This window comes from Pseudomonas sp. TE12508 (genome assembly GCF_056279485.1).
Genome location: NZ_JBWCCN010000028.1, coordinates 34,829 through 57,797, shown reverse-complemented (window position 1 = coordinate 57,797; position 22,969 = coordinate 34,829). Strand labels below are relative to the sequence as shown.

The following is a 22,969-nucleotide window of genomic DNA, read 5'->3' as shown; positions in this document are numbered from 1 at the left end:
GAAGCCGCCATGCTCCGCCCTACCCTTCGCTTCGCCGGCCTGTGCGCAGGCTTGATGATCTGCGCCAACGCCTTGGCCTTGTCGCTCAATGACCTGTCGCAACAAGACGCCACCGGAGGTCTCAAGGACGCTCTGACCCAAGGCGCGCAACTGGCCGTTAAACAACTCGGCACACCCGGCGGCTTCAGCAACAACCCGGACGTGAAGATCGAACTGCCGGGTAAGCTGGGTAAAGTCGCCAAGAAAATGAAACAGTTCGGCATGGGCGATCAGGTCGATCAACTGGAAACCAGTATGAACAAAGCGGCTGAAACGGCCGTGACACAGGCTCAGCCGATTCTGGTGGATGCGGTGAAGAAGATGACCGTGGAAGATGCCAAGGGGATCCTCAGCGGCGGCAAGGACTCGGCGACTCAGTACCTGAGCAAAACCAGCCGCGAGCAGATTCGCACCAAATTCCTGCCAATCGTCAAACAAGCCACCGACCAGGTCGGCCTGGCCCAGCAATACAACTCGTTCGCCGGGCAGGCGGCGACCCTGGGCGTGCTGGATGCGAAAAACGCCAACATCGAAAGCTACGTAACCGAGCAGGCGTTGAACGGTTTGTTCGAGATGATTGGCAAGCAGGAACAAACCATTCGCCAGAACCCTGCGGCGGCGGCGACCAGTTTGGCGAAGAAGGTATTTGGTACGCTCTAAGCCTCAACTCCGATCCTGTAGGAGCGAGCTTGCTCGCGATTGCGGTGTGTCAGCCACAGTATGTCGACTGACACGGACTCATCGCGAGCAATCTCACGCCCCCGGGAATCAGACCGCGGACGCTGCCCGCAGGAAGAACACCCACTCGCGCCCCATCCTCCTTTTCTCGAACACCATCAACTCGACCAAACCATTCAGAGTGGCTGACGCGGTGTTGTAAGAGCAGTTCAGATTCTCCTTCACATTGACCGCCGTGAACTCCTTGGCCATGCCACTCTTGGCCACTTGGTATACGGCTCGCTGTTTCTCGGTCAATCGGTCGAAAAAACCAGACTCCAGCAGCCATCGATCAAAGCTTTCGGTATAGGCCAGGCTTTTTCGATAAGCCTCGGTAAAAGCGCTGACAGCCCGGGAGATGACTGAACACTGGAAATCGATGAAGTAGGTCAGGTCCAGATCATCGGCCTCGGTATTCAGATACGAGCGCCCGTATTTCACCGGCGCATTGCGCAGCAACAAGCTGATCGCGATGTAGCGAAAGGCCGAGAAGTCATTCTTGAACATGAACCAGTAAAACAGTGCCCGTGCGACCCGGCCGTTGCCATCGCGAAAAGGATGCTCATAGCCCAGTGCAAAATGCAGCGCGATTCCTTTGATCAATGGATGAAGGTAATCCACTTGACCGGGATCGTCGTGAGACTGGTTGATCCACTTCGACAGCACCTGCAATCGCGACACGAGCCCCGCTGCGGGAGGCGGCGTATGCACGGTATTACCTTCGCCATCCTGCACCACCACGTCATCGTTGACCCTGAAGGCACCCGGTGAATATTGCGGGTCATCGATACCTTCGACGCCGACACGATGCATCGCCGCGATCAGCTCGACGCTCAAGGGCTCATATCGCTTTTCCCAGGCGAAGTTCATCATCTTGTAGTTACCGATGACCATCCTCTCATCCGGCGTACGCGGCAGGCGCTTGCGCTTGAGCATGTCCTTGGCCACCCGGGTGGTGGTTGCCGCGCCTTCGAGCTGGCTGCTGCTGATGGCTTCGTCTTCGATCAGATCGTTGAGCAGATAGCTGAAATGCGCTCGTTCGCCGATCTGGCCAGTCATGTATTCCAGCGCTGCCGTCGTCGCTTGTCGATCGACGGCCGAAACAGCTTTCTGGGCCAATGGGGTCAGCACAAATTGGCCCCATTGAATGGGCTCGCCCAATGGCAAAATGCTGGAATACTGTGCGGTCCGGGCTTTCTTGACCAAGGCCCAGCACAGGTTCGCATCCAGTCCAGGCGCCCAGCGGTAGCGCAACTCATCGAAAGGAAGGTAGCGGCCCTGATCGTCCAGCGGCTTGAGCAGTGCGAGGTAGTCCGAGAGGCGTTCCTTGTGGGGTGACTGCCCCAACAGATCGAACACCGGGTCGGATCTGCCCCTGAGCATGGGCGGTTTTTTCATTATCGGTGTCTCAAAAACTCACGAAGTTGAGTCTTGAGTACAACAGCGCACCTACGTTGACTCAATATCAGACGGATCTGAAATATGTGTAGGAGCTTGGACCGCCTTCGCGGGCGAGCCTCGCTCCTACAATGGAGTGACCATGGTCGGCCCGAAGGCCGCCAGGATCAAACAATCACACCGGCTCTTGCTTGACCCTGAACCAAGCCGCATACAACGCCGGCAAAAACAGCAACGTCAACGCCGTCGCCACAATCAGCCCGCCCATGATCGCCACCGCCATCGGCCCGAAAAACACACTGCGTGACAATGGAATCATCGCCAACACCGCCGCCAACGCCGTCAGCACAATCGGTCGGAACCGTCGCACCGTCGCCTCGATAATCGCCTGCCAAGGCTTAAGCCCGGCAGCGATATCCTGCTCAATCTGATCCACCAGAATCACCGAGTTACGCATGATCATCCCGGACAAGGCGATGGTCCCGAGCATCGCCACAAAACCGAACGGCTGGCGGAACACCATCAGAAACAGCGTCACACCAATCAGCCCCAGTGGCGCCGTCAGAAACACCATCACCGTGCGCGAGAAACTGCGCAGTTGCAGCATCAGCAACGTCAGCACCACCACGATAAACAGCGGCACACCGGCCTTCACCGAGTTCTGCCCGCGAGCCGAGTCTTCCACCGTACCACCGACGTCCAGCAGATAGCCGTCTGGCAGCTCGGCGCGAATCGGATCGAGGGTCGGCATGATTTGCTGCACCAGCGTCGCCGGCTGTTCCTTGCCGTAGATATCGGCGCGAACCGTCACGTTCGGCAGGCGATTACGATGCCAGATGATGCCTTCTTCGAAGCCGTATTCCAGCGTCGCGATCTGCGACAGGGCCACGCTGCGACCGTTGTCGGTCGGCACGGCCAGACTTGGCAGCAACGCCAACTCGGTGCGCTCATGCACCGTGCCGCGCAGCAGGATCTCGATCAACTCATTGTCTTCGCGGTACTGGCTGACGCTGGCACCGGTCAGCGAGCTTCGCAGAAAACCCGAGAGGTTCGTCGTGCTCACACCCAGCGCTCGTGCACGGTCCTGATCGACGTTCAGGTAAACGACTTTGCTCGGCTCTTCCCAGTCCAGATGCACGTTGGCCACGTGTGGGTTCTCGCGAACCTTGGCCGCGACTTTACGGGCCAATGCGCGGACTTCCTCGATGTGCTCACCGGTGACCCGAAACTGCACCGGATAGCCAACCGGTGGGCCGTTCTCCAGCCGTGTAACCCGCGAGCGCAGCGCCGGGAATTGTTCGTTTAGGGTTTCAATCAGCCAGGTGCGCAGGGTTTCGCGGTCCTCGATGGTTTTGGCCAGGACGACAAACTGGGCGAAGCTCGCTGCCGGAAGTTGCTGATCCAGCGGCAGGTAGAAACGCGGCGAACCGGTGCCGACGTAAGCCACGTAGTTGTCGATCCCGGCGTGATCCTTGAGCAGGCCTTCGAGGCGTTTGACCTCCTCGGCGGTGTTACTCAGGGAGGCACCTTCGGCAAGCTTCAGATCGACCATCAACTCCAGTCGCCCCGAAGCCGGGAAGAACTGCTGTGGCACGAAACGGAACAGCACCACTGACGCGACGAACATCACGATGGTCAGGACGATCACCGTTTTGCGCCGGCGCACGCACCACTCCACCAGCCGTCTGACGCGCTGATAGAACGGCGTGCCATAGGGGTCGGGTTGGCCGTCGCCGGTGCCATGTTTGGCGGCGTGAATTTTCGCCAGGTCCGGCAGGAGTTTTTCCCCCAGATAAGGCACAAAGACCACGGCGGCAACCCACGACGCCAACAGCGCGATGGTCACCACCTGGAAAATCGAGCGGGTGTATTCGCCGGTGCCCGATTGTGCGGTGGCTATTGGCAGGAAACCGGCAGCGGTGATCAGCGTCCCGGTGAGCATCGGGAACGCGGTGCTGGTCCAGGCATAGCTGGCGGCTTTGACCCGGTCGAAGCCCTGCTCCATTTTGATCGCCATCATTTCCACGGCGATGATCGCGTCGTCCACCAGCAACCCCAGCGCCAGTACCAGCGCGCCAAGGGAAATCTTGTGCAGGCCTATCCCTAAGTAATACATGCAGGCGAACGTCATCGCCAACACCAGCGGAATCGCCAGCGCTACGACCATGCCGGTGCGTACACCGAGGGAGAAGAAACTCACCAGCAACACAATTGCCAGCGCCTCCACCAGTACCTGAACAAACTCGCCGACACCGGTTTTCACCGCGGCGGGTTGATCGGACACCTTGCGCAGTTGCATGCCAGCCGGGAGGTTTTTCTGGATCCGGGCGAATTCGACTTCCAGCGCTTTGCCCAGAATCAGAATGTCGCCACCGCTTTTCATGGCCACGGCCAGGCCGATGGCGTCTTCAGCCATGAAGCGCATGCGCGGTGCCGGTGGATCGTTGAAGCCACGACGAACGTTCGCTACATCGCCGATGCGGAACGTGCGATCACCGACCCGGATCGGGAAGTTCTTGATCTCGTCTACCGTCTGAAAATTCCCCGAAACCCGTAGCTGCAAACGCTCGCTGGTGGTTTCGAAGAAACCTGCGTTGGACATCGCGTTCTGCTCTTCAAGCGCCTGCTGCACCGCCGCCAACGGCAACCCGAGGGTGGCCAGTTTGACGTTGGACAGTTCGATCCAGATCTTCTCGTCCTGCAGCCCGAGCAGATCGACCTTGCCCACATCCTTGACCCGTTGCAGCTGAATCTGGATACGGTCGGCGTAGTCCTTGAGCACCGCGTAATCAAAACCTTCGCCGGTCAGGGCGTAAATGTTGCCGAAGGTGGTGCCGAACTCATCGTTGAAGAAGGGTCCCTGGATGCCCGGCGGCAGGGTGTGGCGAATGTCGCTGATCTTCTTGCGGACCTGATACCAGAGGTCCGGGATTTCCACCGAATGCATGGAATCCCGCGCCATGAACGTGACCTGAGATTCGCCCGGGCGGGAGAACGAAGCGATCCGTTCATACTCGCCGGTTTCCATCAGTTTCTTTTCAATACGCTCGGTAACCTGGCGCGATACTTCCTCGGCCGTGGCCCCCGGCCAGTTGGTGCGAATCACCATGGCTTTGAAGGTAAACGGCGGGTCTTCACTTTGGCCCAGCTTGGTGTAGGACAACGCGCCGACGACGGCCAGCAAGAGCATCAGAAACAGTACGATCTGGCGGTTACGCAGCGCCCATTCGGAAAGATTGAAACCCATCGGGGATTACTCCTTGTGCGCCAGATTGACCACACGGTTGGAGCGATCCACCGGGCGTACTTGCTGCCCGTCGTGAAGCACATGAACACCGGCCGCCACCACCCAGTCGCTGGCGTTCAGGCCTTCAAGCACCGGCACGGTTTTCTCACCGAATGCACCGACCCGCACCGGAGCTTTCTTCAGGGTGTTGTTGGCGCCGACCACCCACACATAAGTGGCACCGTTTTCCGCAGTGACCGCCGACAGCGGCACCGACAACGACACCACATCGGCAGTCTGGATGAACACCCGGGCGCTCTGGCCAAGTTCGGCGGGAACCTTGCCAGCGGTAAAAGCGATACGGGCGGCGAAAGTGCGGGATTTCGGGTCGGCCGCAGGTGACAACTCACGGATGCGTCCGGGGAAACGTTGATCGGGTTGGGTCCAGAGTTCCACCGAGACCGGCTGGCCGACCTTGAAGCGACCGAAACTCTGCTCCGGCAGGCTGATCAACACTTCGCGCTCGCCATCGGTGGCGAGGGTAAACACGGTTTGCCCGGCCGCCACCACTTGCCCGACTTCAACCGCACGTTTGGCCACCACCCCATCCTGCGGCGCGCGCAGCACCGCGTAACTGGCCTGATTGGTCGATACATTGAATTCGGCTTTGATTTGCTTGAGGCGTGCTTCACCGGAGCGGTAGAGGTTTTCCGCATTGTCGTATTGCGAACGGCTGACCATCTGCCGCTCCATCAGGGTCTTGTAGCGATCACGCTCGGCGCGCACCAGGCTCAGGTTGGCTTCTGCGGCCGCGACCTGGGCACGGGTGGCTTCCAGTTGCAGGCGCACGTCCTGAGGATCCAGTTCCGCCAAGGGTTGATCAGCCTTGACCCGCTGGCCTTCCTCGACCAGTCGTCGGCTGACTTTGCCGCCAATGCGAAAGGCCAGATCTGGCTCATAGCGCGCGCGGACTTCACCGGGATAACTTTCCATGGCCTGGGCCGAGGGCTCTGGCTGTACGACCATGGCCGGGCGGACGGTGACTTGAGGCGCCTCTTCATGGCCACACGCAGACAATAAAAAAGCCAGACTGACCGGCAATGCGAGGGACAAGGCATAGCGGAACATGGTGAAGGACCTTTCGCTAATGGTGCTTTGAATAATTATACTGACCAGTATGTTATTAATAGCAAACTCACCAGTCCAGTATTAAAGCGAAGAATGTCTAACAATCTTTCAACACCCAGTGGTCCGGGTCGCCCCAAGGATCTGGCCAAGCGCCAGGCAATCCTCGACGCGGCGAAAATTCTGTTTCTGAGTAAGGGTTACGCCAATACCAGCATGGATGCCGTGGCGACCGAGGCCGGCGTGTCGAAGCTGACGGTCTACAGCCATTTCAACGACAAGGAGACGCTGTTCTCCGCCGCCGTGGTGGCCAAGTGCGAGGAGCAATTGCCACCGCTGTTTTTTGAATTGCCGGACGGCATTGCGGTGGAAACCGTGCTGCTGAACATCGCACGCGGCTTTCATCAGCTGATCAACAGCGATGAATCGGTGAACCTGCATCGACTGATGATGACGCTGGGTAGCCAGGACCCAAAACTCTCACTGATTTTCTTCCAGGCCGGGCCAGAACGCGTACTTCACGGCATGGAGGGGTTGCTGAACAAGGTCAATCAGAGCGGCGCATTGAGCATCGATAAACCGCGCAATGCCGCCGAGCATTTCTTTTGCCTGCTCAAGGGCGCGGGGAATTTCCGCTTGCTGTACGGCTGCGGCGAGCCGGTGACCGGGGATGCGGCCGAGGCCCATGTGCGGGAAGTGGTGGGGCTGTTTATGCGGGCTTATCGGCCGGAGTCGGCCTGATGATCGTTCCCACGCTCTGCGTGGGAATGCAGCCCGGGACGCTCCGCGTCCCTTTCGAAGCGGACGCAGAGCGTCCATTGAGGCATTCCCACGCAGAGCATGGGAACGATCAGTATCGAATCAGGGTTTGAGCGCTTTCTTCGGATAAATGTCATACCGGCTGGACTTGCCATCCAGCGCATGACTCGGCTTCGGCCCGTCGATGCACGGCGCCTTGCGTGGGCGTTTGACTACCACCCGGTGACTGGCCAGGGCCAATGCCGCTTCGAGCAATGCCGGCGCATCCGGGTCATCGCCGACCAGCGGCCGGAACAGGCGCATTTCCTTCTTCACCAGCGCGGTTTTCTCGCGATGGGGAAACATCGGGTCGAGGTAAATCACCTGCGGTGGCTCGCCTTCCCAGTTGCGCATCACCTCGATCGAATTGCCCTTGAGCAAACGCATCCGCGCCACGATCGGTGCCACGTCGAAATCTTCCGCGCCGCGCGCCAGGCCATCTTCAAGCAAGGCGCCGATCAGCGGCTGGCGCTCGATCAGGCTCATCTCACAGCCCAGGCTAGCCAGCACGAACGCATCCTTGCCCAACCCGGCCGTGGCGTCCAGCACGCGCGGACGCACGCCTTGGGCGACACCGACCGCTTTGGCGATCATCTGACCGCTGCCACCGCCGTACAACCGACGATGGGCCGCACCGCCCTCGACGAAGTCCACCCTCACCGGTCCCGGAGCGTCCGGCCCGAGTTGCTGCAGCTGCAACCCCTGCTCGCCCACCTGCAAGGCAAACTCGCCGTCATCCACCTGCAACGGCAACCCCAGGCGCTCGGCCCATTGTTCGGCCTGTGGCTGAAAGGTCGTGCCCAAGGCCTCGACATGGATGCGGCAGGCCGCAGGTTGCTCAATCATGGGAAAACACGCTCAAAAAATTAATGATCGGCAAAAACGGCCGATAACCAAACTATCGAGCATTTTGCCAGAGCTGAGCGTCGACCGAGAGAAATGTCAGACATTCAACGCACATCGATAGGTTACATCTCGCCCCACGGCGATTTTGGCCTGCGAAATTCCCAAGCACTGAGCGGCGTCAGTCACCTGTGGCAGGATTTTTTTGCCCAGGCCCTGGCCGATCAGTCGGGCGATGTCGTGCCGGAGTCTCTCAACTTTCCGCCGGTTGATCTCGATAGCCCGGTCGAACCGACCGTTGGCAGTGAGCTGCTGGCGCACATCGTTTCCCAGCGCGAATGTGATGTGATCGAAACACCCGTCCGCCCGCCAGAGCCACTGTTTCTGCCGATTGCCGAGTTCGAAATGGACCTGGCCGACAAACCTTCCCCGCCGTTCCCGCCGGAAGAAATCGTCGCGCAACAGAAACAACAGGACTTCGAAAGCGGCTGGGTACGCCCGATCGTGCTCACTGCCGGTCAACCGCTGCCAGAGCCTGGCATCGCACCGCAACCGCGTCTGCTGCACTTGCCGATCGCCGAGTTCGAGCTCGACTTGCTGGACAAACCGTTCCCGCCTTTCTCGCCCGAAGAGCTGGTGGAACAACAGAAACAATTGGATTTCGATAACGGTTGGGCACGTCCGATCGTTCTGCAGAACCTGCGCATCGCCGCATAACCCTCAGCGGCACCGCCACCACGGCCCGACATCCACATGAAAGTGGTTGCGATGGGCGGCGTTGTAGTCCGGGCTCAACACCACACTGAACATATCGCAGGCGCCGTCGCGGACCTGACGCAGAAATCTCGCGTCCTGGTTATCCTTCGGCCAATCCCTGAGCACGCTGATCGATCGGCCGTCCGCCAGCCGGAATCCGCTGATATCCAGCGCATCGGCCGTGGCATGCTGGCTGCGCCTGCCGTTTTCGCGGTTGTAGACGTTGCGACAGGCGAAACTGCCGAGATGGTCGACCCGTTTCACCGCCTGCCCGTAGACCGCCTGAGCCGCCGGTTGCAGGGCGTGGCGCTCAAACAAGGCGAACGCTACCGCCAGGCTGCAACTGGCGAGGAAACTGCTGCTCAGCGCCGCCTCGCCACCTTGCACACGCAAGGTGTTGGTCAACGGGCAAGTCGCGTCCGGGCTATCGACCTGACGGGCCACCCGCAAGCCTGAGCCGCTCAGGACCTGGTCGCATAACTGCGGATCATTGCGCAGACGCATCAATTTGTAGCGGGTCAGCAGGTTCGGTTCGGCCTTCACGTCCAGCGGCGCCCACGGGTTCCATTGCGGGGGAATGGAAACCCAGCCGCGCCAGACGCTCAACCCGGCGACGCCGATGATCAACAGTACCAGCAACAGCCCCCACCGAAACCGCATCGTCAGCCTTTGAACAATTGATTGGCCTTCTGGAACGGCATCGAGCGGGAGGTAAAACCGAAGGTCCCGTGTTGCTGGATTTCCTCGGCTGCGCGGAAGAACTCGCCATACGCCGCCAAGGCCAGGGCCGAACCAACGCTGATGCGTTTGACGCCCATTTCACTCAACTGCTCGACCGTCAGTTTGAGCCCGCCGGACATCAACACATTGACCGGCTTCGGCTCCACGGCACGGACCACTGCCAAGACCTCTTCAGCGCTGCGCAAGCCCGGTGCGTAAAGCACATCGGCCCCCGCCTCGGCGAATGCCTGCAAGCGGCGAATGGTGTCGTCGAGGTCAGGATTGCCGTGCAGAAAGTTCTCGGCACGCGCCGTCAGCACGAAGGGAAAAGGCAAACTGCGAGCCACCGCGACAGCCGCTTCGATACGCGCCACGGCATGCTCGAAGCAGTAGATCGGACCGTCCTCACGCCCGGTGGCATCTTCGATCGAACCACCAACGGCACCAGCCTTTGCCGCACGCACAATACTTTGGGCGCAGTCGTTGGGGGCGTCGGCAAAACCGTTTTCGAGATCCACCGCCACCGGCAGATCAGTGGCTGAAACAATCGCTTCAACGTTCGCCAAGGTCTCGTCGAGCGTCAGCCCACCGTCGGGACGTCCCCGGGAAAAGGCGTAACCGGCACTGGTGGTTGCCAGCGCCTCGAAGCCAAGGCTGGCGAGCATTTTCGCCGAGCCGGCGTCCCAAGGGTTGGGAATGACAAAAGCGCCCTCGCGTTCGTGCAGTGCTTTGAACGCCTGGGCTCGAAGGGTTTGCGCATCCATTGGCAGGCTCCTGGAAAGAGGAAACGAAGCTAATACCAGTCAGTTAAGCGCAATCCCTGTGGGAGCGGGCTTGCTCGCGAAAGCGGAGTGTCAGACGACAACAATGTTGATTGTGCCGCCGTCTTCGCGAGCAAGCCCGCTCCCACAGGTTTCGCATCTCAGCTGACTGGCATCAGGGAACGAGGCCGCTTCAGAGCAAGCCAAGTTGCTCGGCGGCGGGCTCTCTGTATAGCTCAGGCAGCGGCGGCAAGCCAGGCAAACGCAGCATCAGTTGTGCGTGAAAACGTTGGGCGAGTTTTGCCGCCAGCAGGTTATCGGCGGTGTGCAGGAAGATATAGGGCGTGCGGCCCTCTTCGATCCAGGCAGCGATTTTCTCGACCCACGGCACCAGGAATGGATCGTTGGCTTCAAGCACAGGATGGCCGATGAAACGCACCTGTGGGAACTGAGTAAACGCAGCAGGGCGAGGCGGTACCCTGGGCTTTTTCGATTGGGCGTGGAGCACCGAAGGATCGGTCGAGGTGCAGCTGAACAGCGCTCGCGGATCAAGGCAGATACGCTCGACACCACGGTCCAGCAACAGGCGATTGAGCATCCGCTCGGCATCGCCCTTGGCGAAGAACTCATCGTGTCGCACTTCGACCGCCAAGGGCCGATCCACCGCGTCAATAAAACCGGCCAACTCGGACAAACGTTGCGGGGTGAAGCTTTTGGACAATTGCAGCCAGAGGGGAGAAACCCGTTCACCCAGGGGGCTGAGCAATTGCAGGAAGGTTTCGGCGGCGGTCAATTGTTCGCGCAGGTCACCGCTATGGCTGATGTCGCCGGGGAACTTGGCGGTGAAGCGAAAGTGTTCGGGCATGGTTTCGGCCCAGCGCTGCACAGTGGCGGCAGACGGGCTCGCGTAGAAGGTCGTATTGCCTTCCACGGCGTTGAACACTTGAGCATAAAGATTGAGAAACTCGGCAGGCCTGGCGTCTTGCGGATACAAGTAATCGCGCCAGGCGTTTTCACTCCAGGACGGGCAGCCGAGGTAGTAAGGCAGCATCAGATGTACAGGTCGAGACCCAGTACATCCGCATCCCAATCGACAAAAGTGGCGGTGCTCAGGTAACTGGCCAGTGCCATCGCCACACTTTTGCTCATGGCGCGGTGATAAATCATGTCTTGTTGGCGGGCGGGCAGATTGCTCAGGCGTTGTGCGGAAGCTTTGGCGGCGCGGGCGGCCAATTGCTCTTCGGTAGGGAATTCCAGCTCGCCGTCGATATCGACGGAGTCATCCTCGGACACATGGCCTTTGCGAGGCTTGCGCTTGATGGGGTAGGACTGAGAGGAAAGGCCGTCTATACGCATGAGTACATGTCCGGTATCAATGATGGCAGCTTAGTGGCACATGGCCCACTTCGCAAACTGCCGAGTGATAACTAGAACACAGAAAAGTGAAAAGGTTTAAAAGCGCGGGTTAGAAAGTGACGATTGGCTAGAGATGAAATGCTGATTGTGGCGAGGGGGCTTGCCCCCGTTCGGCTGCGAAGCAGTTGCAAAACCAGCCAATGCGGTGTGTCAGGGGAATGTGGTGGTGGTTTTTGGGGTCGCTTCGCGACCCAACGGGGGCAAGCCCCCTCGCCACAGAAGGCCCCATCAACCGGGATTAACGCGCTTTCGGCGTCGCGACTTTATCGCGCAAATACACCGGCTGCGCCTGATCGGCCACGATCGCTTCACCGCGTTCCCAGGCAAAGCGCGCCAGGGTCAGCAGGTCTTCGGCGTGGGGCAGCATGCCCGCGTCCTGCCCGCTCAGGTTGACGGCAATGCGCTCGGAATACCCCCAACCGGTGCCTGCGCCGAACCACTCGCCGCTGGCATCGGCCGGCAACGTAGCGGCTTGCGGTGGCAGTACTGCTTCGTTGCCCACCAACCGCATCTCCCCCGCCGTTTCGCGGTAGCACCCCCAATACACCTCATCCATGCGCGCATCGATTGCCGCCGCGACCTGGCTAACGCCATGTTCGCGATAAGCCCGCTGGGCGAGTACGGCGAGATTGGAGACCGGCAACACCGGGCGATCCAGCGCAAACGCCAGCCCCTGCACCACGCCGATGGCGATCCGCACACCGGTGAACGCGCCCGGACCACGGCCGAACGCAATGGCATCGACCGCTTGCAGCGTGGTCCCGGCATCGGCCAGCAGTTGCTGGATCATCGGCAGCAGCTTCTGCGCATGCAGGCGCGGGATCACCTCGTAATGACTCGTGACTTTACCGTCATGCAGCAAAGCAACGGAGCAAGCTTCAGTCGCGGTGTCCAGGGCCAGCAAGGTGCTCATCGATGTTTCCGTAAGAGAGGTCAGAAAAAAGTGCGTCAGTATAAACAACTACGGCCCGCAAGCGGGCCGTAGAAGATGAAGCCGATCAGACTTTTCAGCTCAGTGCTTCAAGCACCTTGCCGGTGATCACTTCAACCGAGCCAACACCCGGAATATGGCTGTATTTCGGCTTGCCCTGCGCAGAGGCCAGCCCCTGGTAGAACTCTACCAGTGGTTTGGTCTGGGAGTGGTAGACCGACAGGCGATGACGCACGGTTTCTTCGGTGTCGTCCTTGCGCTGCACCAGCTCTTCGCCAGTGATGTCGTCTTTGCCGGCGATTTTTGGCGGGTTGTAGACGGTGTGGTACACGCGGCCGCTGGCCTCGTGAACGCGACGACCGGCGATACGCTGAACGATTTCTTCGTCATCGACGGCGATTTCGACCACGTTGTCCAGTTCCACACCCGCTTCTACCAGCGCTTCAGCTTGCGGAATGGTGCGCGGGAAACCGTCGAACAGGAAACCGTTGGCACAGTCAGGCTGCGCGATACGGTCCTTGACCAGGGCGATGATCAGATCGTCGGAGACCAGACCACCGGCATCCATGATGCCTTTGGCTTTAACACCCAGCTCGGTACCGGCTTTTACAGCAGCACGCAGCATGTCGCCGGTGGAGATTTGCGGAATGCCGAATTTCTCGGTGATGAACTTAGCCTGAGTACCTTTACCGGCCCCGGGAGCTCCCAGCAGAATGACGCGCATCGATGTGCTCCTCAATTTTTTATATAGATAACGTCAGATTCGCCTCTTGGGGCCAATCTCAAAAATAGGATCGCGACCGCCCAAACGGCCAAAGGCTGATCAAGATACACAGCAGGCCCTGCCCACACAAGCCGCCGAAAGTCGGAGAAACCCGCCCCTTACGAGACCCTGCGAAGGGGTAACCCAAGTCGCAACCCCATCATTAACTGTCGCGTGACAGACCTTTTCGACCGCTCGCCAGCAGGCACTCGACGCTCGCGCCGGGTGCCTGTCCCCCACGATGAAAACCTTAGCCGGTATTTCGCAAACCGGCGGCAATCCCCGCCACAGACACCAGTAACGCCTGTTCTACCGGGCTGCCCTGGGCCACATCCTGTTGCCGCGAACGTGCCAACAGTTCGGCCTGCAATAGATGCAGCGGGTCGAGGTAAGTGTTGCGCAGGCGGATGAATTCAAGGGTGGCTGGGCTATGTGCCAGTAGCTGCGACTGACCGGTCAACCCCAGGACCACCGCACACGCCTGCGACAATAGGTCGCGTAAATGCGCCCCCAAAGGGAGCAGATCCGGCTCGACCAAGCGCTCATCGTAAGACTGGGCGATGTCGGCGTCGGCCTTGGCCAGCACCATTTCCAGCATATCGATGCGGGTACGGAAGAACGGCCACTGCTCGCGCATCTGCCCCAGCAACTCACCCTCGCCGCGCTCCAGTGCCTTGCTCAATGCCGCTTCCCAGCCAAGCCAGGCCGGCAGCATCAGGCGCGTCTGGGTCCAGCCGAAGATCCAGGGAATGGCGCGCAAGCTTTCAATTCCACCCGCACGGCGCTTGGCCGGGCGGCTGCCCAACGGCAAACGCCCCAATTCCTGTTCCGGGGTGGACTGGCGGAAATATTCGACGAACTGCGGATTCTCCCGCACCACAGCGCGGTAAGCCTTGACGCCGTCGGCGGCCAATTCGTCCATCAAATGGCGCCAGGCAGGCTCAGGGGGTGGCGGTGGTAGCAAGGTCGCCTCCAACACCGCCGCCAGGTACAGATTGAGGTTTTGCTCGGCGATGTCCGGTAGGCCGAATTTGAAACGAATCATTTCCCCTTGCTCAGTGGTGCGGAAACGCCCCGCCACCGACCCCGGCGGCTGCGACAGAATCGCCGCATGCGCCGGACCACCCCCACGGCCCACGGTGCCACCGCGACCGTGGAACAACAGCAGTTCCACTTGCTGTTCGCGACAGATGTCGACCAAACGCTCCTGCGCCCGATACTGCGCCCAGGCTGCCGCTGTAGTGCCGGCGTCCTTGGCCGAGTCGGAATAACCGATCATCACTTCCTGCGGCCCTTGCAGGCGCGAGCGATAGCCCGGCAACAACAAGAGTTTTTCGATCACCGGGCCGGCGTTATCGAGGTCGGCGAGGGTCTCGAACAGCGGCACCACGCGCATCGGCCGCAATACACCGGATTCTTTGAGCAGCAATTGCACGGCCAGCACGTCGGAAGCGGCGCCGGCCATGGAAATCACATACGAACCAAGGGAAGCCCCTGGTGCCGCGGCGATTTCCCGGCAAGTCGCCAGCACTTCGGCTGTGTCGGCAGATGGCTTGAAGTACGCCGGCAGCAAAGGCCGACGATTGTTCAGTTCGCGCATCAGGAAGGCGATGCGCTCCTCTTCGCTCCAGTCCTCATAACGGCCCAGGCCGAGGTAATCGGTGATTTCGGTCATGGCCGCCGTGTGGCGCGACGAGTCCTGTCGCACATCGAGGCGCACCAGAAACAACCCGAACGTCACCGCGCGGCGCAGGCAATCGAGCAACGGGCCGTCGGCAATGACGCCCATGCCGCATTCATGCAGCGAGTGGTAGCACAGCTCCAGCGGGTCCAGCAGGTCGCGGTTGTTTTGCAGCACATCGGCCGACGCTGGCGTGTTTGCCGTCAGGGATGCGTGGGCCCAATTACGGGTCGCGCGCAGGCGTTCACGCAATTGTTTGAGCACTGCGCGGTAAGGCTCGGCGCTGTCGCCGGCCTTGGCTTTCAACTCGTCACTGGCCTGCTGCATCGACAACTCGGCGGCGAGGTGATCGACATCGCGCAGGTACAAATCGGCGGCCATCCAGCGCGCCAGCAGCAACACTTCGCGGGTTACGGCGGCGGTGACGTTGGGGTTGCCGTCGCGGTCGCCGCCCATCCATGAAGCAAAGCGAATCGGTGCGGCTTCCAGTGGCAGGTGCAGGCCGGTGGCGGCGTGCAGGGCCTGATCGGCCTTGCGCAAATAGTTGGGAATCGCCTGCCACAGCGAATGCTCGATCACCGCGAAGCCCCACTTGGCTTCGTCCACCGGTGTCGGACGGGTACGGCGGATTTCTTCGGTGTGCCAGGCTTCGGCGATCAGGCGCTGCAACTTCGTTTTGATCTGCTCGCGCTCGGCGGTGGTCAGGTCGCGATGGTCCTGGGCGGCCAGTTGCGCGGCGATCGCGTCGTACTTCTGGATCAGCGTGCGACGCGCCACTTCGGTGGGGTGCGCGGTCAATACCAGTTCGATTTCCAGCCGGCCCAATTGCCGCGCCAGGGACTCGGCGTCATGGCCCGCAGTCAGCAGGCGAGCGAGCAATTCCGGCAACACCCGTGCCTCGAACGGCGCAGGCTGCGATTCTTCACGGCGATGAATCAGCTGATATTGCTCGGCGATATTGGCCAGGTTGAGGAACTGGTTGAACGCCCGCGCCACCGGCAGCAACTCGTCTTCGCTCAACTGGTTGAGGCTGGCGCTGAGTTCGGCGTCCATCGAACCGCGACGGTCGGCCTTGGCGCCTTTGCGGATCTGCTCGATTTTGTCGAGAAAATCGTCCCCGTACTGTTCACGAATGGTGTTGCCCAACAGCTCACCCAACAGGTGAACGTCCTCGCGCAAGCGTGCATCAATATCGGTCATCAGCAGTTCTCCAGCGAAAATCCGGGCGGCTATGCTTTGATAGTAAAGACGTTGAAATAGAAGCTCTGTTAAAGAGAGTGCCGTCGTAAAGCGCTTCTTACAAGCAGACGACGCCAAGGACTTCAAACACCGAGCGTTACAGCTAATCTCAACCATAAGCCGTACAACGGCGTATCACCGGCCACCGCCGGACACTCACCCGGCCTGCCACGAGCAGGTGCGCAACGAGGTCATCATGAAAATCCGCGAGCTCGCCAAGCATTGGGAAGAAAACGCCAAGGGTCGTCTGACCGACTCTGGCTACGCGATTCATCTGGACGTGGAAGCCGCCGCACGGCTGGCGGCAATTATCGAGATGTACCCCAAGCGGCACCCCGAAGAACTGCTCGGCGAGCTGATCGGCGCTGCGCTGGAAGAGCTCGAAGCGAGCTTTCCATATGTGAAAGGGTCAACGGTGGTGGCCACTGACGAAGAAGGCGATCCGCTGTACGAAGACGTCGGCCCGACCCCGCGCTTTCTCGCCTTGTCCCGGCGTCATTTGCATGATTTGTCGGGCGATAACGACAAGCAGAAACACTGATTCCTGTGGGAGCGAGCCTGCTCGCGATAGCGGTTTAACAGTCAACGTTGATGTTGAATGATATGGCCCCATCGCGAGCAGGCTCGCTCCCACAATTTGATCGCATTCTTCCTGCTGAACGGTGAACTTGCGGGTCACTTAAAGCCCTGTGAATACCCCTGTGCCGCCCGAAAGTTCCCGATGTAGAGCCTTGTCCGCTCGATCAAGTTTTTTCGGGCGATAGGCCATCTTCTCTGAACTTTTGAAAAACACTTTGGGTCAACCCAATAACCACGCCTGGGACGGCCGATTCAAAATGCTCTGGAAATTGTAGGTTGCGGCTCCTTGCCCAGGATGGATTCAGATGTTTTTCAGGAGTTATCCAATGGAGTTGAAGACCATGAAGACCAGCATCGCATCATCCTCGTTCCCCCATCTGCGCGATCTCAAACTGGCGGCCCTGGCCATCGGCGGCAGCTTCGTTCTGGCCGGTTGCGCCGGTAACCCGCCGAGCGAGCAATACGCCGTGACCCAATCCGCCGTGAACAGCGCTGTCAGCGCCGGCGGTACCGAATTCGCCGCTGTGGAAATGAAGGCCGCTCAGGACAAGCTCAAACAAGCCGAAATCGCCATGCACGACAAAAAGTATGACGAAGCCAGAATGCTGGCCGAGCAAGCCGAGTGGGACGCCCGCGTCGCCGAGCGCAAGGCCCAGGCGATGAAAGCCGAACAAGCTGTGAAGGACTCCCAGAAAGGTGTTCAGGAACTGCGTCAGGAAAGTCAGCGCACCGTGCAGTAAGCGCCCATCCCGATTTTCAGACCTGAAACACTTATCGATAGAAAGGACGAACTATTATGCGCAAACAATTGATGATCCCCGCCCTCCTGGCCGCAAGTGTTGCACTGGCTGCCTGCTCCACACCGCCCAACGCGAACCTGGAGCAAGCTCGCACCAACTACACCGGCCTGCAAGCCAACCCGCAAGCCAGCAAAGTCGCAGCGCTGGAAACCAAAGACGCCAGCGAATACCTGGACAAGGCCGACAAGGCTTACCTGGATAGGGAAGACCAGGCCAAGGTCGACCAACTGGCTTACCTGACCAATCAGCGTGTTGAAGTGGCCAAGCAGACCATCGCCCTGCGCACCGCTGAAAACAACCTGAAAAATGCCGCGGCACAACGGGCCCAGGCTCGTCTGGATGCCCGCGACCAGCAGATCAAACAGCTGCAGGACAGTCTGAACGCCAAACAGACCGATCGCGGCACGCTGGTGACGTTTGGTGATGTGCTGTTCGCCACCAACAAGGCGGACCTGAAGTCCAACGGTTTGGTGAATATCAACAAACTGGCGCAGTTCCTTCAGGAAAACCCGGACCGCAAAGTGATTGTCGAGGGTTACACCGACAGCACTGGCTCGGCGTCGTACAACCAGTCGCTGTCCGAGCGTCGCGCGACCTCGGTGCAAGTGGCCCTGATCAAGATGGGTGTAGATCCTGTGCGCATCGTGGCCCAGGGTTATGGCAAGGAATACCCGGTTGCGGAGAACGCCAGCGTCTCGGGCCGTGCGATGAACCGTCGGGTGGAAGTGACCATTTCCAACGACAACCAGCCTGTCGTACCGCGTTCGGCGATCAGCTCGAACTAAATTGAACCTGCGGTAACGCAAAAGCCCCGCCTGAGTTGATCAGGCGGGGCTTTTTATTGGCTGAACACTCGATCTGCGGGTAAACACCCTGTGGCGAGGGGGCTTGCCCCCGTTCGGCTGCGAAGCAGTCGTGAGACCATCCCCCAAGGTATTACCGACAAAACGCGAATGCAGGTTTCAGGGCCGCTTCGCGACCCAACGGGGGCAAGCCCCCTCACCACAAGGGTTCATCGTTGCCGATGGATGCGAGACTTATTGTTCAAGTTTTTGCGGCGTTTCCTCGCCCATGCAGCGCACGGCTTTTTTCTTGCTGTTGATCAGCACGCCGGTCAGGCCTTTCTGGTCGGTGTCGAACAGCACCAGCACGCCATCGATGCACTGGGCCACTTGCGGGGCCGGTTCCAGGGAGACCTTGTAGTCTTCGCCCGGCACGGTCTTGAGCATGGTGAAGTCGCTGAGCAGTAGCGCATCTTCGGGTTTGGCGAAGTGCAGGTAGCCGTACCACCACAGGGCGCCAACGGTGCCGAGGATGCTGCAAATACCGGTGATGATCAGCGGGATGGCGTTACGTTCTTCACTCATTGCGGACTCTCTGGTGGTTCATCTTCAGAATTCGGGGGCGCCGGGTAATTCGGGATTTCACCCAGGCGGCGCAAGCCGTTGAAATGCTGCGGGTCTTCGAGGTAGCGCAGCATGACCTTTTGCCAGACCGGGTCGGCGAAGGTTTGCACATGACCGCCCCGGGTCAGTTGCAGCACTCGCGGCGGCGGCGCAGCTTGATACAGTCGGATGCCGTTGGAAAGGGGCACCAGTTGATCATCAATACTGTGATAGATCAGTTTCGGTACGCCGTTGAGCTGTTTCATGGAATGGATCGCGCTGTCGCCGTCCGGCACCAACCAGGACAACGGCACCTGGAACGGCCAGGTCATCCACGACGTACTCAAGGCGAAACGCCCGACATCACGGTAACTGGCAGGCACGCCATCGAGCACGAAAGCCTTGAGTTGCCGCTGGCGCTCGGGATGTTGGGCCAGGAAATGCACGGCCATCGAACCGCCAAGGCTCTGACCGAGAAGGATCAGTGGCTTGCCCTTGACCTCCGGGGCCTGGTCGAGCCATTTGAACGCGGCATCGATGTCCTGATAGATCGCCGGCAACGCCGGTTTACCTTCGGACCAACCGTACCCGCGATAGTCCACCAGCAACACTTGATAGCCCTGCTCCGGCAACCACCAGCTCCCCCCCAAATGCCACGCCAGGTTGCCGCCGTTGCCGTGCAGATGCAACACCGTGCCTTTGACCTCGAGACCTTTTTTCGCCGGCAACCACCAGCCATGCAGCTTGAGGCCGTCGGCGGTGGTCAGGGTGACGTCGCGGAATTCGAGTTTGGCTTTTGCCGGGGTGAACGGCTGGCCGGGCTCGGGATAGAACAGCAGAGAGTCGCAACCGCCAAGGGCCAGGAGCAGGCAAAAGATGCCGAGGATTCTCATCCGGTGAAGCCTCGCGAAAAATGGGGGATTGGAATACACCCCCCTGTGGGAGCGAGCCTGCTCGCGATGGCGGTGTGTCAGACAACATCGATGTTGAATGTTAAGCCGCTATCGCGAGCAGGCTCGCTCCCACAGGGGATCTCATCATGGTTAGAGGATATTGGAATAATCCGCTTCGATCCGGTCCAGGCTCAGGTGGTTGAGGAAGTTGGAGAAGCACATCCAGGCCGATAGCGCGTTCATGTCGCGGAATTGGTCAGGCAGGTACTTGGGCGGCACCACCAGGCCTTCGTCCACCAACTGGCGCAAGGTCCGCATGTCTTCCAGCGTGGTCTTGCCGCAAAACAATAGCGGTATCTGCTCCAGCTTGCCTTTACGCACGGCCAACTGAATGTAGTTGTAAACCATGATAAAGCCCTTGAGGTAGGACAAGTCTTTGGTAAACGGTAGACCGGTCGGCACCGAGCCACGGAAAACCCGACTGGCGTTGCCGTAGCTTTCGGCCATTTCGAAGCCTTGCTCACAGAAAAATTCGTAAATCTGCAAGAAGTCCGCGCCCTCCTCCACCATATGAATGGCGCGGGTACGGTTAGTCAGTTTGCGCAGGCGGCTCGGGTAGGAGGCGAAGGTGATGATTTCCATCAGGATCGCCAAGCCTTCCTGGGTCACGGTAGACGACGGCGGGCCTTTGGACAGGAAGGTGCAGATCGGCTGATTCAGGCCGTTGAGCGTGGTGCCCACATGCACCAGCCCTTCGTGGACTTCCAGCGCACGCACGTCACGGTCGTTGAACATCGCGTCGGCGCGGATCTTGATGTAGTCGGCGCCGGCCGCCGCATCGGCGACGATCCCGTCGGACTCGAACACCCGAATGGTTTCTTCGTTCTCGCCAAACACCTTGTTCAACCGATGTTGCAGCAGGTCGACGGCTTCCTTGGCGGTAAGGATTTTCGGTTCGTCCTTGAGGTCGCCACGGCCGTCGATGTTGTTCAGGTAATCGGAGAGCATCAGCCCCAGGTCGGCCAGGGTCGGGTCACCCGCGTGGAACGCATCGGACGCCGCGCCATACAATTCCTGGGAAATCAGCCCGAAATCCTCGGTGCCGCGCGCTTCGAGCATGCGCACCACCATCCGGTATTCCTTGCACATGCGGCGCATGATCTGGCCGACCGGATTGAACTGGCCGAGCTGGCGAGTGATGTCGCGCTCGATGTTCTGGAATTCCAGCTTCACTTTGCTGGAATCAAATGCCAGCGGTCGATTGAGGTAATAGTCGCGGTCCACGGCCGGCATTTCCTTGCCCTTGCCTTTGAAGAACCCCTTGCGAATGCTGTCGTCCCACTTGACCGCATCCAGAACGCGAATCGGCGTCTGCGCCAGCACTATGCGATCGGACAAAATGCGTATCGTCTGCTGGTATTCGTCCACCCGAAACTCCTGTAGTAAAACCGTTACGTGCTGGGTTTATTTGGTTTTGGCCAGGCGCTGGTAGCGCACCGCTTCGACGAAAACATCGGAATTGGCCGGGTCATCGAGGTAGGCAAACACCTGATCCAGGCTGTTGTTGATCAACACCCCGTCGCCGTCGTCGGTCCGGAAGCCTTGGCCACTGAGGGCTTCTTGGCCCATGGCCTGTTTGATCTGCTCGAGGTCGAGGTTGTAGACCACCAGTTCGTGCTTATCGTTGAGCTCGAAACCGGTGATGGTGAAGTTTCCGCCGAACTGCGCCGGCACCTTCGCCGACAGGTACCAGCGATTGCCATGGCGCGACACGGTGAAGGGATAGGCTTCACGCTCATGGGGCTTGGCCTTGAAGTAGCTGACCGCCTGATAGCGATTGTCGCCGATGCGCGTCAGTTCCAGGTTCATCGGCTCGCCCCAGGCATTGGTGCTGGTCCACTTGCCGAGCAATCCTTTGGGCGCGGGCTCGCTGGCGGGCAGCGGCTCCTTGAAGGTCACCAGACAGCCACTGAGCAGCAGGATCGACAAGGCGATCACAATGACGCGCCAGGCTTTCATTCAACACTCCCTATCGATACACGACGACTTTTGCGCATTGATCGTTCCCACGCTCTGCGTGGGAATGCATCCGGTGACGCTCTGCGTCACGTCAGTAAGGGACGCGGAGCGTCCCGGGCGGCATTCCCACGCAGAGCGTGGGAACGATCGGAGTACCGGGTTACACCGACGCCAGCACCAAATGCATGTAGCGGTTGAGGATGCCGAGCATTTCCTCTTCGGCTACAGGCTCGGCGTCGTTGAGCAGGCCCTGATATTCCATCCGTCCGATAATAGCAGTCAACACTTTGGCATCCTGTTGTGGCTCACGGGAACCCAATACTTCGAAAAGCTGGCAGGTGCCCTGCAGGAGAATTTGCTGATGGGAGCGCACCAACAAGGCCAGGCGCGGGTTGAGCAAGGCTTCCTGGCGGAAGGCTTGCTCGGCCATCAAGTGCTCGCGGCGATTGATCAATTGCCGATGAACATAGTCAGCCATCAGCCGGGCGATATCGTCCGCCAACTGTGAGCGGGACTCGGCGGTGCCATCGCCGCTGACAACCATCTCGCGCAACAGGCCTTCGTTGCTGGCCCATAACCGGGCCATGAACGCCGCGCTGCGTTCCACGTATTGGGCGAAGGTATCGGTGAGCAGGTCATCGATGTCTTTGAAATAGTAGGTCGTGGCCGACAGCGGCACACCCGCTTCAGCGGCCACAGCACGGTGCCGCACGGCCCGCACACCATCGCGCACAACAATGCGCATCGCTGCGTCGAGAATGTCCTGTCGACGCTGTTCGCTGCCCTGTCGGCTGGCCTTGCGGCCCTGGTACTGAACACTTTCAGCGACCGCAGTGGCGATACCCGCTGCACCTTCTTGAGCCATTGCACGATTCACGAC

22 protein-coding genes are annotated in these 22,969 nt (G+C 59.8%); 6 read left to right on the top strand and 16 right to left on the bottom strand.

What is annotated here, in order from left to right:
* Positions 1–9: 9 nt before the first annotated feature.
* Positions 10–699: a DUF4197 domain-containing protein gene (locus ACZ9IM_RS28940; protein ID WP_476225717.1), complete on the top strand. Its 690-nt coding sequence runs from the start codon at positions 10–12 to the stop codon at positions 697–699.
* A gap of 108 nt (positions 700–807) precedes the next feature.
* Here ACZ9IM_RS28940 and ACZ9IM_RS28935 read toward each other — a convergent pair whose 3' ends face one another.
* The 3 genes from ACZ9IM_RS28935 to ACZ9IM_RS28925 form a co-directional block, all read right to left on the bottom strand.
* Positions 808–2,154 (bottom strand): Fic family protein, encoded by a 1,347-nt coding sequence (locus ACZ9IM_RS28935; RefSeq protein ID WP_192344202.1) that lies wholly within the window; start codon positions 2,152–2,154, stop codon positions 808–810.
* Positions 2,155–2,329: 175 nt separating this feature from the next.
* Entirely contained in the window at positions 2,330–5,401 is a 3,072-nt protein-coding gene (locus ACZ9IM_RS28930) for an efflux RND transporter permease subunit (RefSeq protein WP_476225716.1), read from the bottom strand.
* 6 nt (positions 5,402–5,407) lie between these two features.
* On the bottom strand, positions 5,408–6,508 hold the full coding sequence (locus tag ACZ9IM_RS28925) for an efflux RND transporter periplasmic adaptor subunit (protein ID WP_427625700.1): 1,101 nt from the start codon (positions 6,506–6,508) through the stop codon (positions 5,408–5,410).
* A 93-nt stretch (positions 6,509–6,601) separates the two neighbouring features.
* Here ACZ9IM_RS28925 and ACZ9IM_RS28920 point away from each other — a divergent pair, with 93 nt between their 5' ends.
* Positions 6,602–7,246 (top strand): TetR/AcrR family transcriptional regulator, encoded by a 645-nt coding sequence (locus tag ACZ9IM_RS28920; RefSeq protein WP_427625699.1) that lies wholly within the window; start codon positions 6,602–6,604, stop codon positions 7,244–7,246.
* A 120-nt stretch (positions 7,247–7,366) separates the two neighbouring features.
* On the opposite strand, the gene ACZ9IM_RS28915 is transcribed toward ACZ9IM_RS28920, so the two are convergent.
* Entirely contained in the window at positions 7,367–8,149 is a 783-nt protein-coding gene (locus tag ACZ9IM_RS28915; RefSeq protein WP_008012270.1) for a class I SAM-dependent methyltransferase, read from the bottom strand.
* A 93-nt stretch (positions 8,150–8,242) separates the two neighbouring features.
* Here ACZ9IM_RS28915 and ACZ9IM_RS28910 point away from each other — a divergent pair, with 93 nt between their 5' ends.
* Positions 8,243–8,863 carry an energy transducer TonB gene (locus tag ACZ9IM_RS28910; protein WP_476225715.1) on the top strand — a complete coding sequence of 207 codons (621 nt, stop codon included), beginning with the start codon at positions 8,243–8,245 and terminating at the stop codon, positions 8,861–8,863.
* 3 nt (positions 8,864–8,866) lie between these two features.
* On the opposite strand, the gene ACZ9IM_RS28905 is transcribed toward ACZ9IM_RS28910, so the two are convergent.
* The 7 genes from ACZ9IM_RS28905 to ppc form a co-directional block, all read right to left on the bottom strand.
* Positions 8,867–9,562 (bottom strand): extensin-like domain-containing protein, encoded by a 696-nt coding sequence (locus ACZ9IM_RS28905; protein WP_476225714.1) that lies wholly within the window; start codon positions 9,560–9,562, stop codon positions 8,867–8,869.
* Positions 9,563–9,564: 2 nt separating this feature from the next.
* Positions 9,565–10,386, bottom strand: a complete 822-nt coding sequence (locus ACZ9IM_RS28900) for an isocitrate lyase/PEP mutase family protein (protein ID WP_427625697.1) — start codon at positions 10,384–10,386, stop codon at positions 9,565–9,567.
* A gap of 190 nt (positions 10,387–10,576) precedes the next feature.
* The gene (locus ACZ9IM_RS28895; RefSeq protein ID WP_476225721.1) at positions 10,577–11,437 is read right to left on the bottom strand and encodes a DUF72 domain-containing protein; all 861 of its coding nucleotides are present in this window, start codon (positions 11,435–11,437) and stop codon (positions 10,577–10,579) included.
* A complete protein-coding gene (locus ACZ9IM_RS28890) occupies positions 11,434–11,739 on the bottom strand; it encodes a hypothetical protein (protein WP_427625696.1) in 306 nt (101 codons plus the stop codon). The genes ACZ9IM_RS28895 and ACZ9IM_RS28890 overlap by 4 nt, the downstream gene beginning before the upstream one ends.
* Positions 11,740–12,037: 298 nt before the next feature.
* Positions 12,038–12,712: a tRNA (adenosine(37)-N6)-threonylcarbamoyltransferase complex dimerization subunit type 1 TsaB gene (gene tsaB / locus ACZ9IM_RS28885; protein ID WP_476225713.1), complete on the bottom strand. Its 675-nt coding sequence runs from the start codon at positions 12,710–12,712 to the stop codon at positions 12,038–12,040.
* 94 nt (positions 12,713–12,806) lie between these two features.
* Positions 12,807–13,454 carry an adenylate kinase gene (gene adk, locus ACZ9IM_RS28880; protein ID WP_007906266.1) on the bottom strand — a complete coding sequence of 216 codons (648 nt, stop codon included), beginning with the start codon at positions 13,452–13,454 and terminating at the stop codon, positions 12,807–12,809.
* Positions 13,455–13,743: 289 nt separating this feature from the next.
* The gene (gene ppc / locus ACZ9IM_RS28875; protein ID WP_476225712.1) at positions 13,744–16,374 is read right to left on the bottom strand and encodes a phosphoenolpyruvate carboxylase; all 2,631 of its coding nucleotides are present in this window, start codon (positions 16,372–16,374) and stop codon (positions 13,744–13,746) included.
* 235 nt (positions 16,375–16,609) lie between these two features.
* Here ppc and ACZ9IM_RS28870 point away from each other — a divergent pair, with 235 nt between their 5' ends.
* From ACZ9IM_RS28870 to lptF, 3 genes are all read left to right on the top strand, one after another.
* Positions 16,610–16,954, top strand: a complete 345-nt coding sequence (locus tag ACZ9IM_RS28870) for a pilin assembly protein (protein ID WP_476225711.1) — start codon at positions 16,610–16,612, stop codon at positions 16,952–16,954.
* A 364-nt stretch (positions 16,955–17,318) separates the two neighbouring features.
* A complete protein-coding gene (locus ACZ9IM_RS28865) occupies positions 17,319–17,732 on the top strand; it encodes a DUF4398 domain-containing protein (protein WP_476225710.1) in 414 nt (137 codons plus the stop codon).
* A gap of 56 nt (positions 17,733–17,788) precedes the next feature.
* The gene (lptF, locus tag ACZ9IM_RS28860) at positions 17,789–18,577 is read left to right on the top strand and encodes a lipotoxin F family OmpA-related lipoprotein LptF (protein WP_427625693.1); all 789 of its coding nucleotides are present in this window, start codon (positions 17,789–17,791) and stop codon (positions 18,575–18,577) included.
* A gap of 252 nt (positions 18,578–18,829) precedes the next feature.
* Here the strand turns inward: lptF and ACZ9IM_RS28855 are convergent, their stop codons facing one another.
* The 5 genes from ACZ9IM_RS28855 to ACZ9IM_RS28835 all read right to left on the bottom strand — a co-directional run bounded on the left by ACZ9IM_RS28855 (position 18,830) and on the right by ACZ9IM_RS28835 (position 22,966).
* On the bottom strand, positions 18,830–19,159 hold the full coding sequence (locus ACZ9IM_RS28855) for a PA3694 family proteiin (RefSeq protein ID WP_007897662.1): 330 nt from the start codon (positions 19,157–19,159) through the stop codon (positions 18,830–18,832).
* The gene (locus tag ACZ9IM_RS28850; RefSeq protein ID WP_476225709.1) at positions 19,156–20,070 is read right to left on the bottom strand and encodes an alpha/beta hydrolase; all 915 of its coding nucleotides are present in this window, start codon (positions 20,068–20,070) and stop codon (positions 19,156–19,158) included. Before ACZ9IM_RS28850 ends, ACZ9IM_RS28855 begins: the two co-directional genes overlap by 4 nt.
* A 150-nt stretch (positions 20,071–20,220) precedes the next feature.
* Positions 20,221–21,498 (bottom strand): flavohemoglobin expression-modulating QEGLA motif protein, encoded by a 1,278-nt coding sequence (locus ACZ9IM_RS28845; protein ID WP_007897658.1) that lies wholly within the window; start codon positions 21,496–21,498, stop codon positions 20,221–20,223.
* Between the two features lie 36 nt (positions 21,499–21,534).
* The gene (locus ACZ9IM_RS28840; RefSeq protein WP_008070395.1) at positions 21,535–22,089 is read right to left on the bottom strand and encodes a hypothetical protein; all 555 of its coding nucleotides are present in this window, start codon (positions 22,087–22,089) and stop codon (positions 21,535–21,537) included.
* 160 nt (positions 22,090–22,249) lie between these two features.
* Complete coding sequence (locus ACZ9IM_RS28835) at positions 22,250–22,966, bottom strand: TetR/AcrR family transcriptional regulator (RefSeq protein ID WP_253549942.1); 717 nt, start codon at positions 22,964–22,966, stop codon at positions 22,250–22,252.
* Between the last annotated feature and the right edge of the window lie 3 nt (positions 22,967–22,969).

What these genes read in the sequence shown, in the direction of transcription:
- ACZ9IM_RS28940 (WP_476225717.1), top strand. Translation starts at nt 10, where the DNA reads ATGCTCCGCCCTACCCTTCGCTTCGCCGGCCTGTGCGCAGGCTTGATG.
- ACZ9IM_RS28935 (WP_192344202.1), bottom strand. Translation starts at nt 2,154, where the DNA reads ATGAAAAAACCGCCCATGCTCAGGGGCAGATCCGACCCGGTGTTCGAT.
- ACZ9IM_RS28930 (WP_476225716.1), bottom strand. Translation starts at nt 5,401, where the DNA reads ATGGGTTTCAATCTTTCCGAATGGGCGCTGCGTAACCGCCAGATCGTA.
- ACZ9IM_RS28925 (WP_427625700.1), bottom strand. Translation starts at nt 6,508, where the DNA reads ATGTTCCGCTATGCCTTGTCCCTCGCATTGCCGGTCAGTCTGGCTTTT.
- ACZ9IM_RS28920 (WP_427625699.1), top strand. Translation starts at nt 6,602, where the DNA reads ATGTCTAACAATCTTTCAACACCCAGTGGTCCGGGTCGCCCCAAGGAT.
- ACZ9IM_RS28915 (WP_008012270.1), bottom strand. Translation starts at nt 8,149, where the DNA reads ATGATTGAGCAACCTGCGGCCTGCCGCATCCATGTCGAGGCCTTGGGC.
- ACZ9IM_RS28910 (WP_476225715.1), top strand. Translation starts at nt 8,243, where the DNA reads ATGTCAGACATTCAACGCACATCGATAGGTTACATCTCGCCCCACGGC.
- ACZ9IM_RS28905 (WP_476225714.1), bottom strand. Translation starts at nt 9,562, where the DNA reads ATGCGGTTTCGGTGGGGGCTGTTGCTGGTACTGTTGATCATCGGCGTC.
- ACZ9IM_RS28900 (WP_427625697.1), bottom strand. Translation starts at nt 10,386, where the DNA reads ATGGATGCGCAAACCCTTCGAGCCCAGGCGTTCAAAGCACTGCACGAA.
- ACZ9IM_RS28890 (WP_427625696.1), bottom strand. Translation starts at nt 11,739, where the DNA reads ATGCGTATAGACGGCCTTTCCTCTCAGTCCTACCCCATCAAGCGCAAG.
- tsaB (WP_476225713.1), bottom strand. Translation starts at nt 12,712, where the DNA reads ATGAGCACCTTGCTGGCCCTGGACACCGCGACTGAAGCTTGCTCCGTT.
- adk (WP_007906266.1), bottom strand. Translation starts at nt 13,454, where the DNA reads ATGCGCGTCATTCTGCTGGGAGCTCCCGGGGCCGGTAAAGGTACTCAG.
- ppc (WP_476225712.1), bottom strand. Translation starts at nt 16,374, where the DNA reads ATGACCGATATTGATGCACGCTTGCGCGAGGACGTTCACCTGTTGGGT.
- ACZ9IM_RS28870 (WP_476225711.1), top strand. Translation starts at nt 16,610, where the DNA reads ATGAAAATCCGCGAGCTCGCCAAGCATTGGGAAGAAAACGCCAAGGGT.
- ACZ9IM_RS28865 (WP_476225710.1), top strand. Translation starts at nt 17,319, where the DNA reads ATGGAGTTGAAGACCATGAAGACCAGCATCGCATCATCCTCGTTCCCC.
- lptF (WP_427625693.1), top strand. Translation starts at nt 17,789, where the DNA reads ATGCGCAAACAATTGATGATCCCCGCCCTCCTGGCCGCAAGTGTTGCA.
- ACZ9IM_RS28855 (WP_007897662.1), bottom strand. Translation starts at nt 19,159, where the DNA reads ATGAGTGAAGAACGTAACGCCATCCCGCTGATCATCACCGGTATTTGC.
- ACZ9IM_RS28850 (WP_476225709.1), bottom strand. Translation starts at nt 20,070, where the DNA reads ATGAGAATCCTCGGCATCTTTTGCCTGCTCCTGGCCCTTGGCGGTTGC.
- ACZ9IM_RS28840 (WP_008070395.1), bottom strand. Translation starts at nt 22,089, where the DNA reads ATGAAAGCCTGGCGCGTCATTGTGATCGCCTTGTCGATCCTGCTGCTC.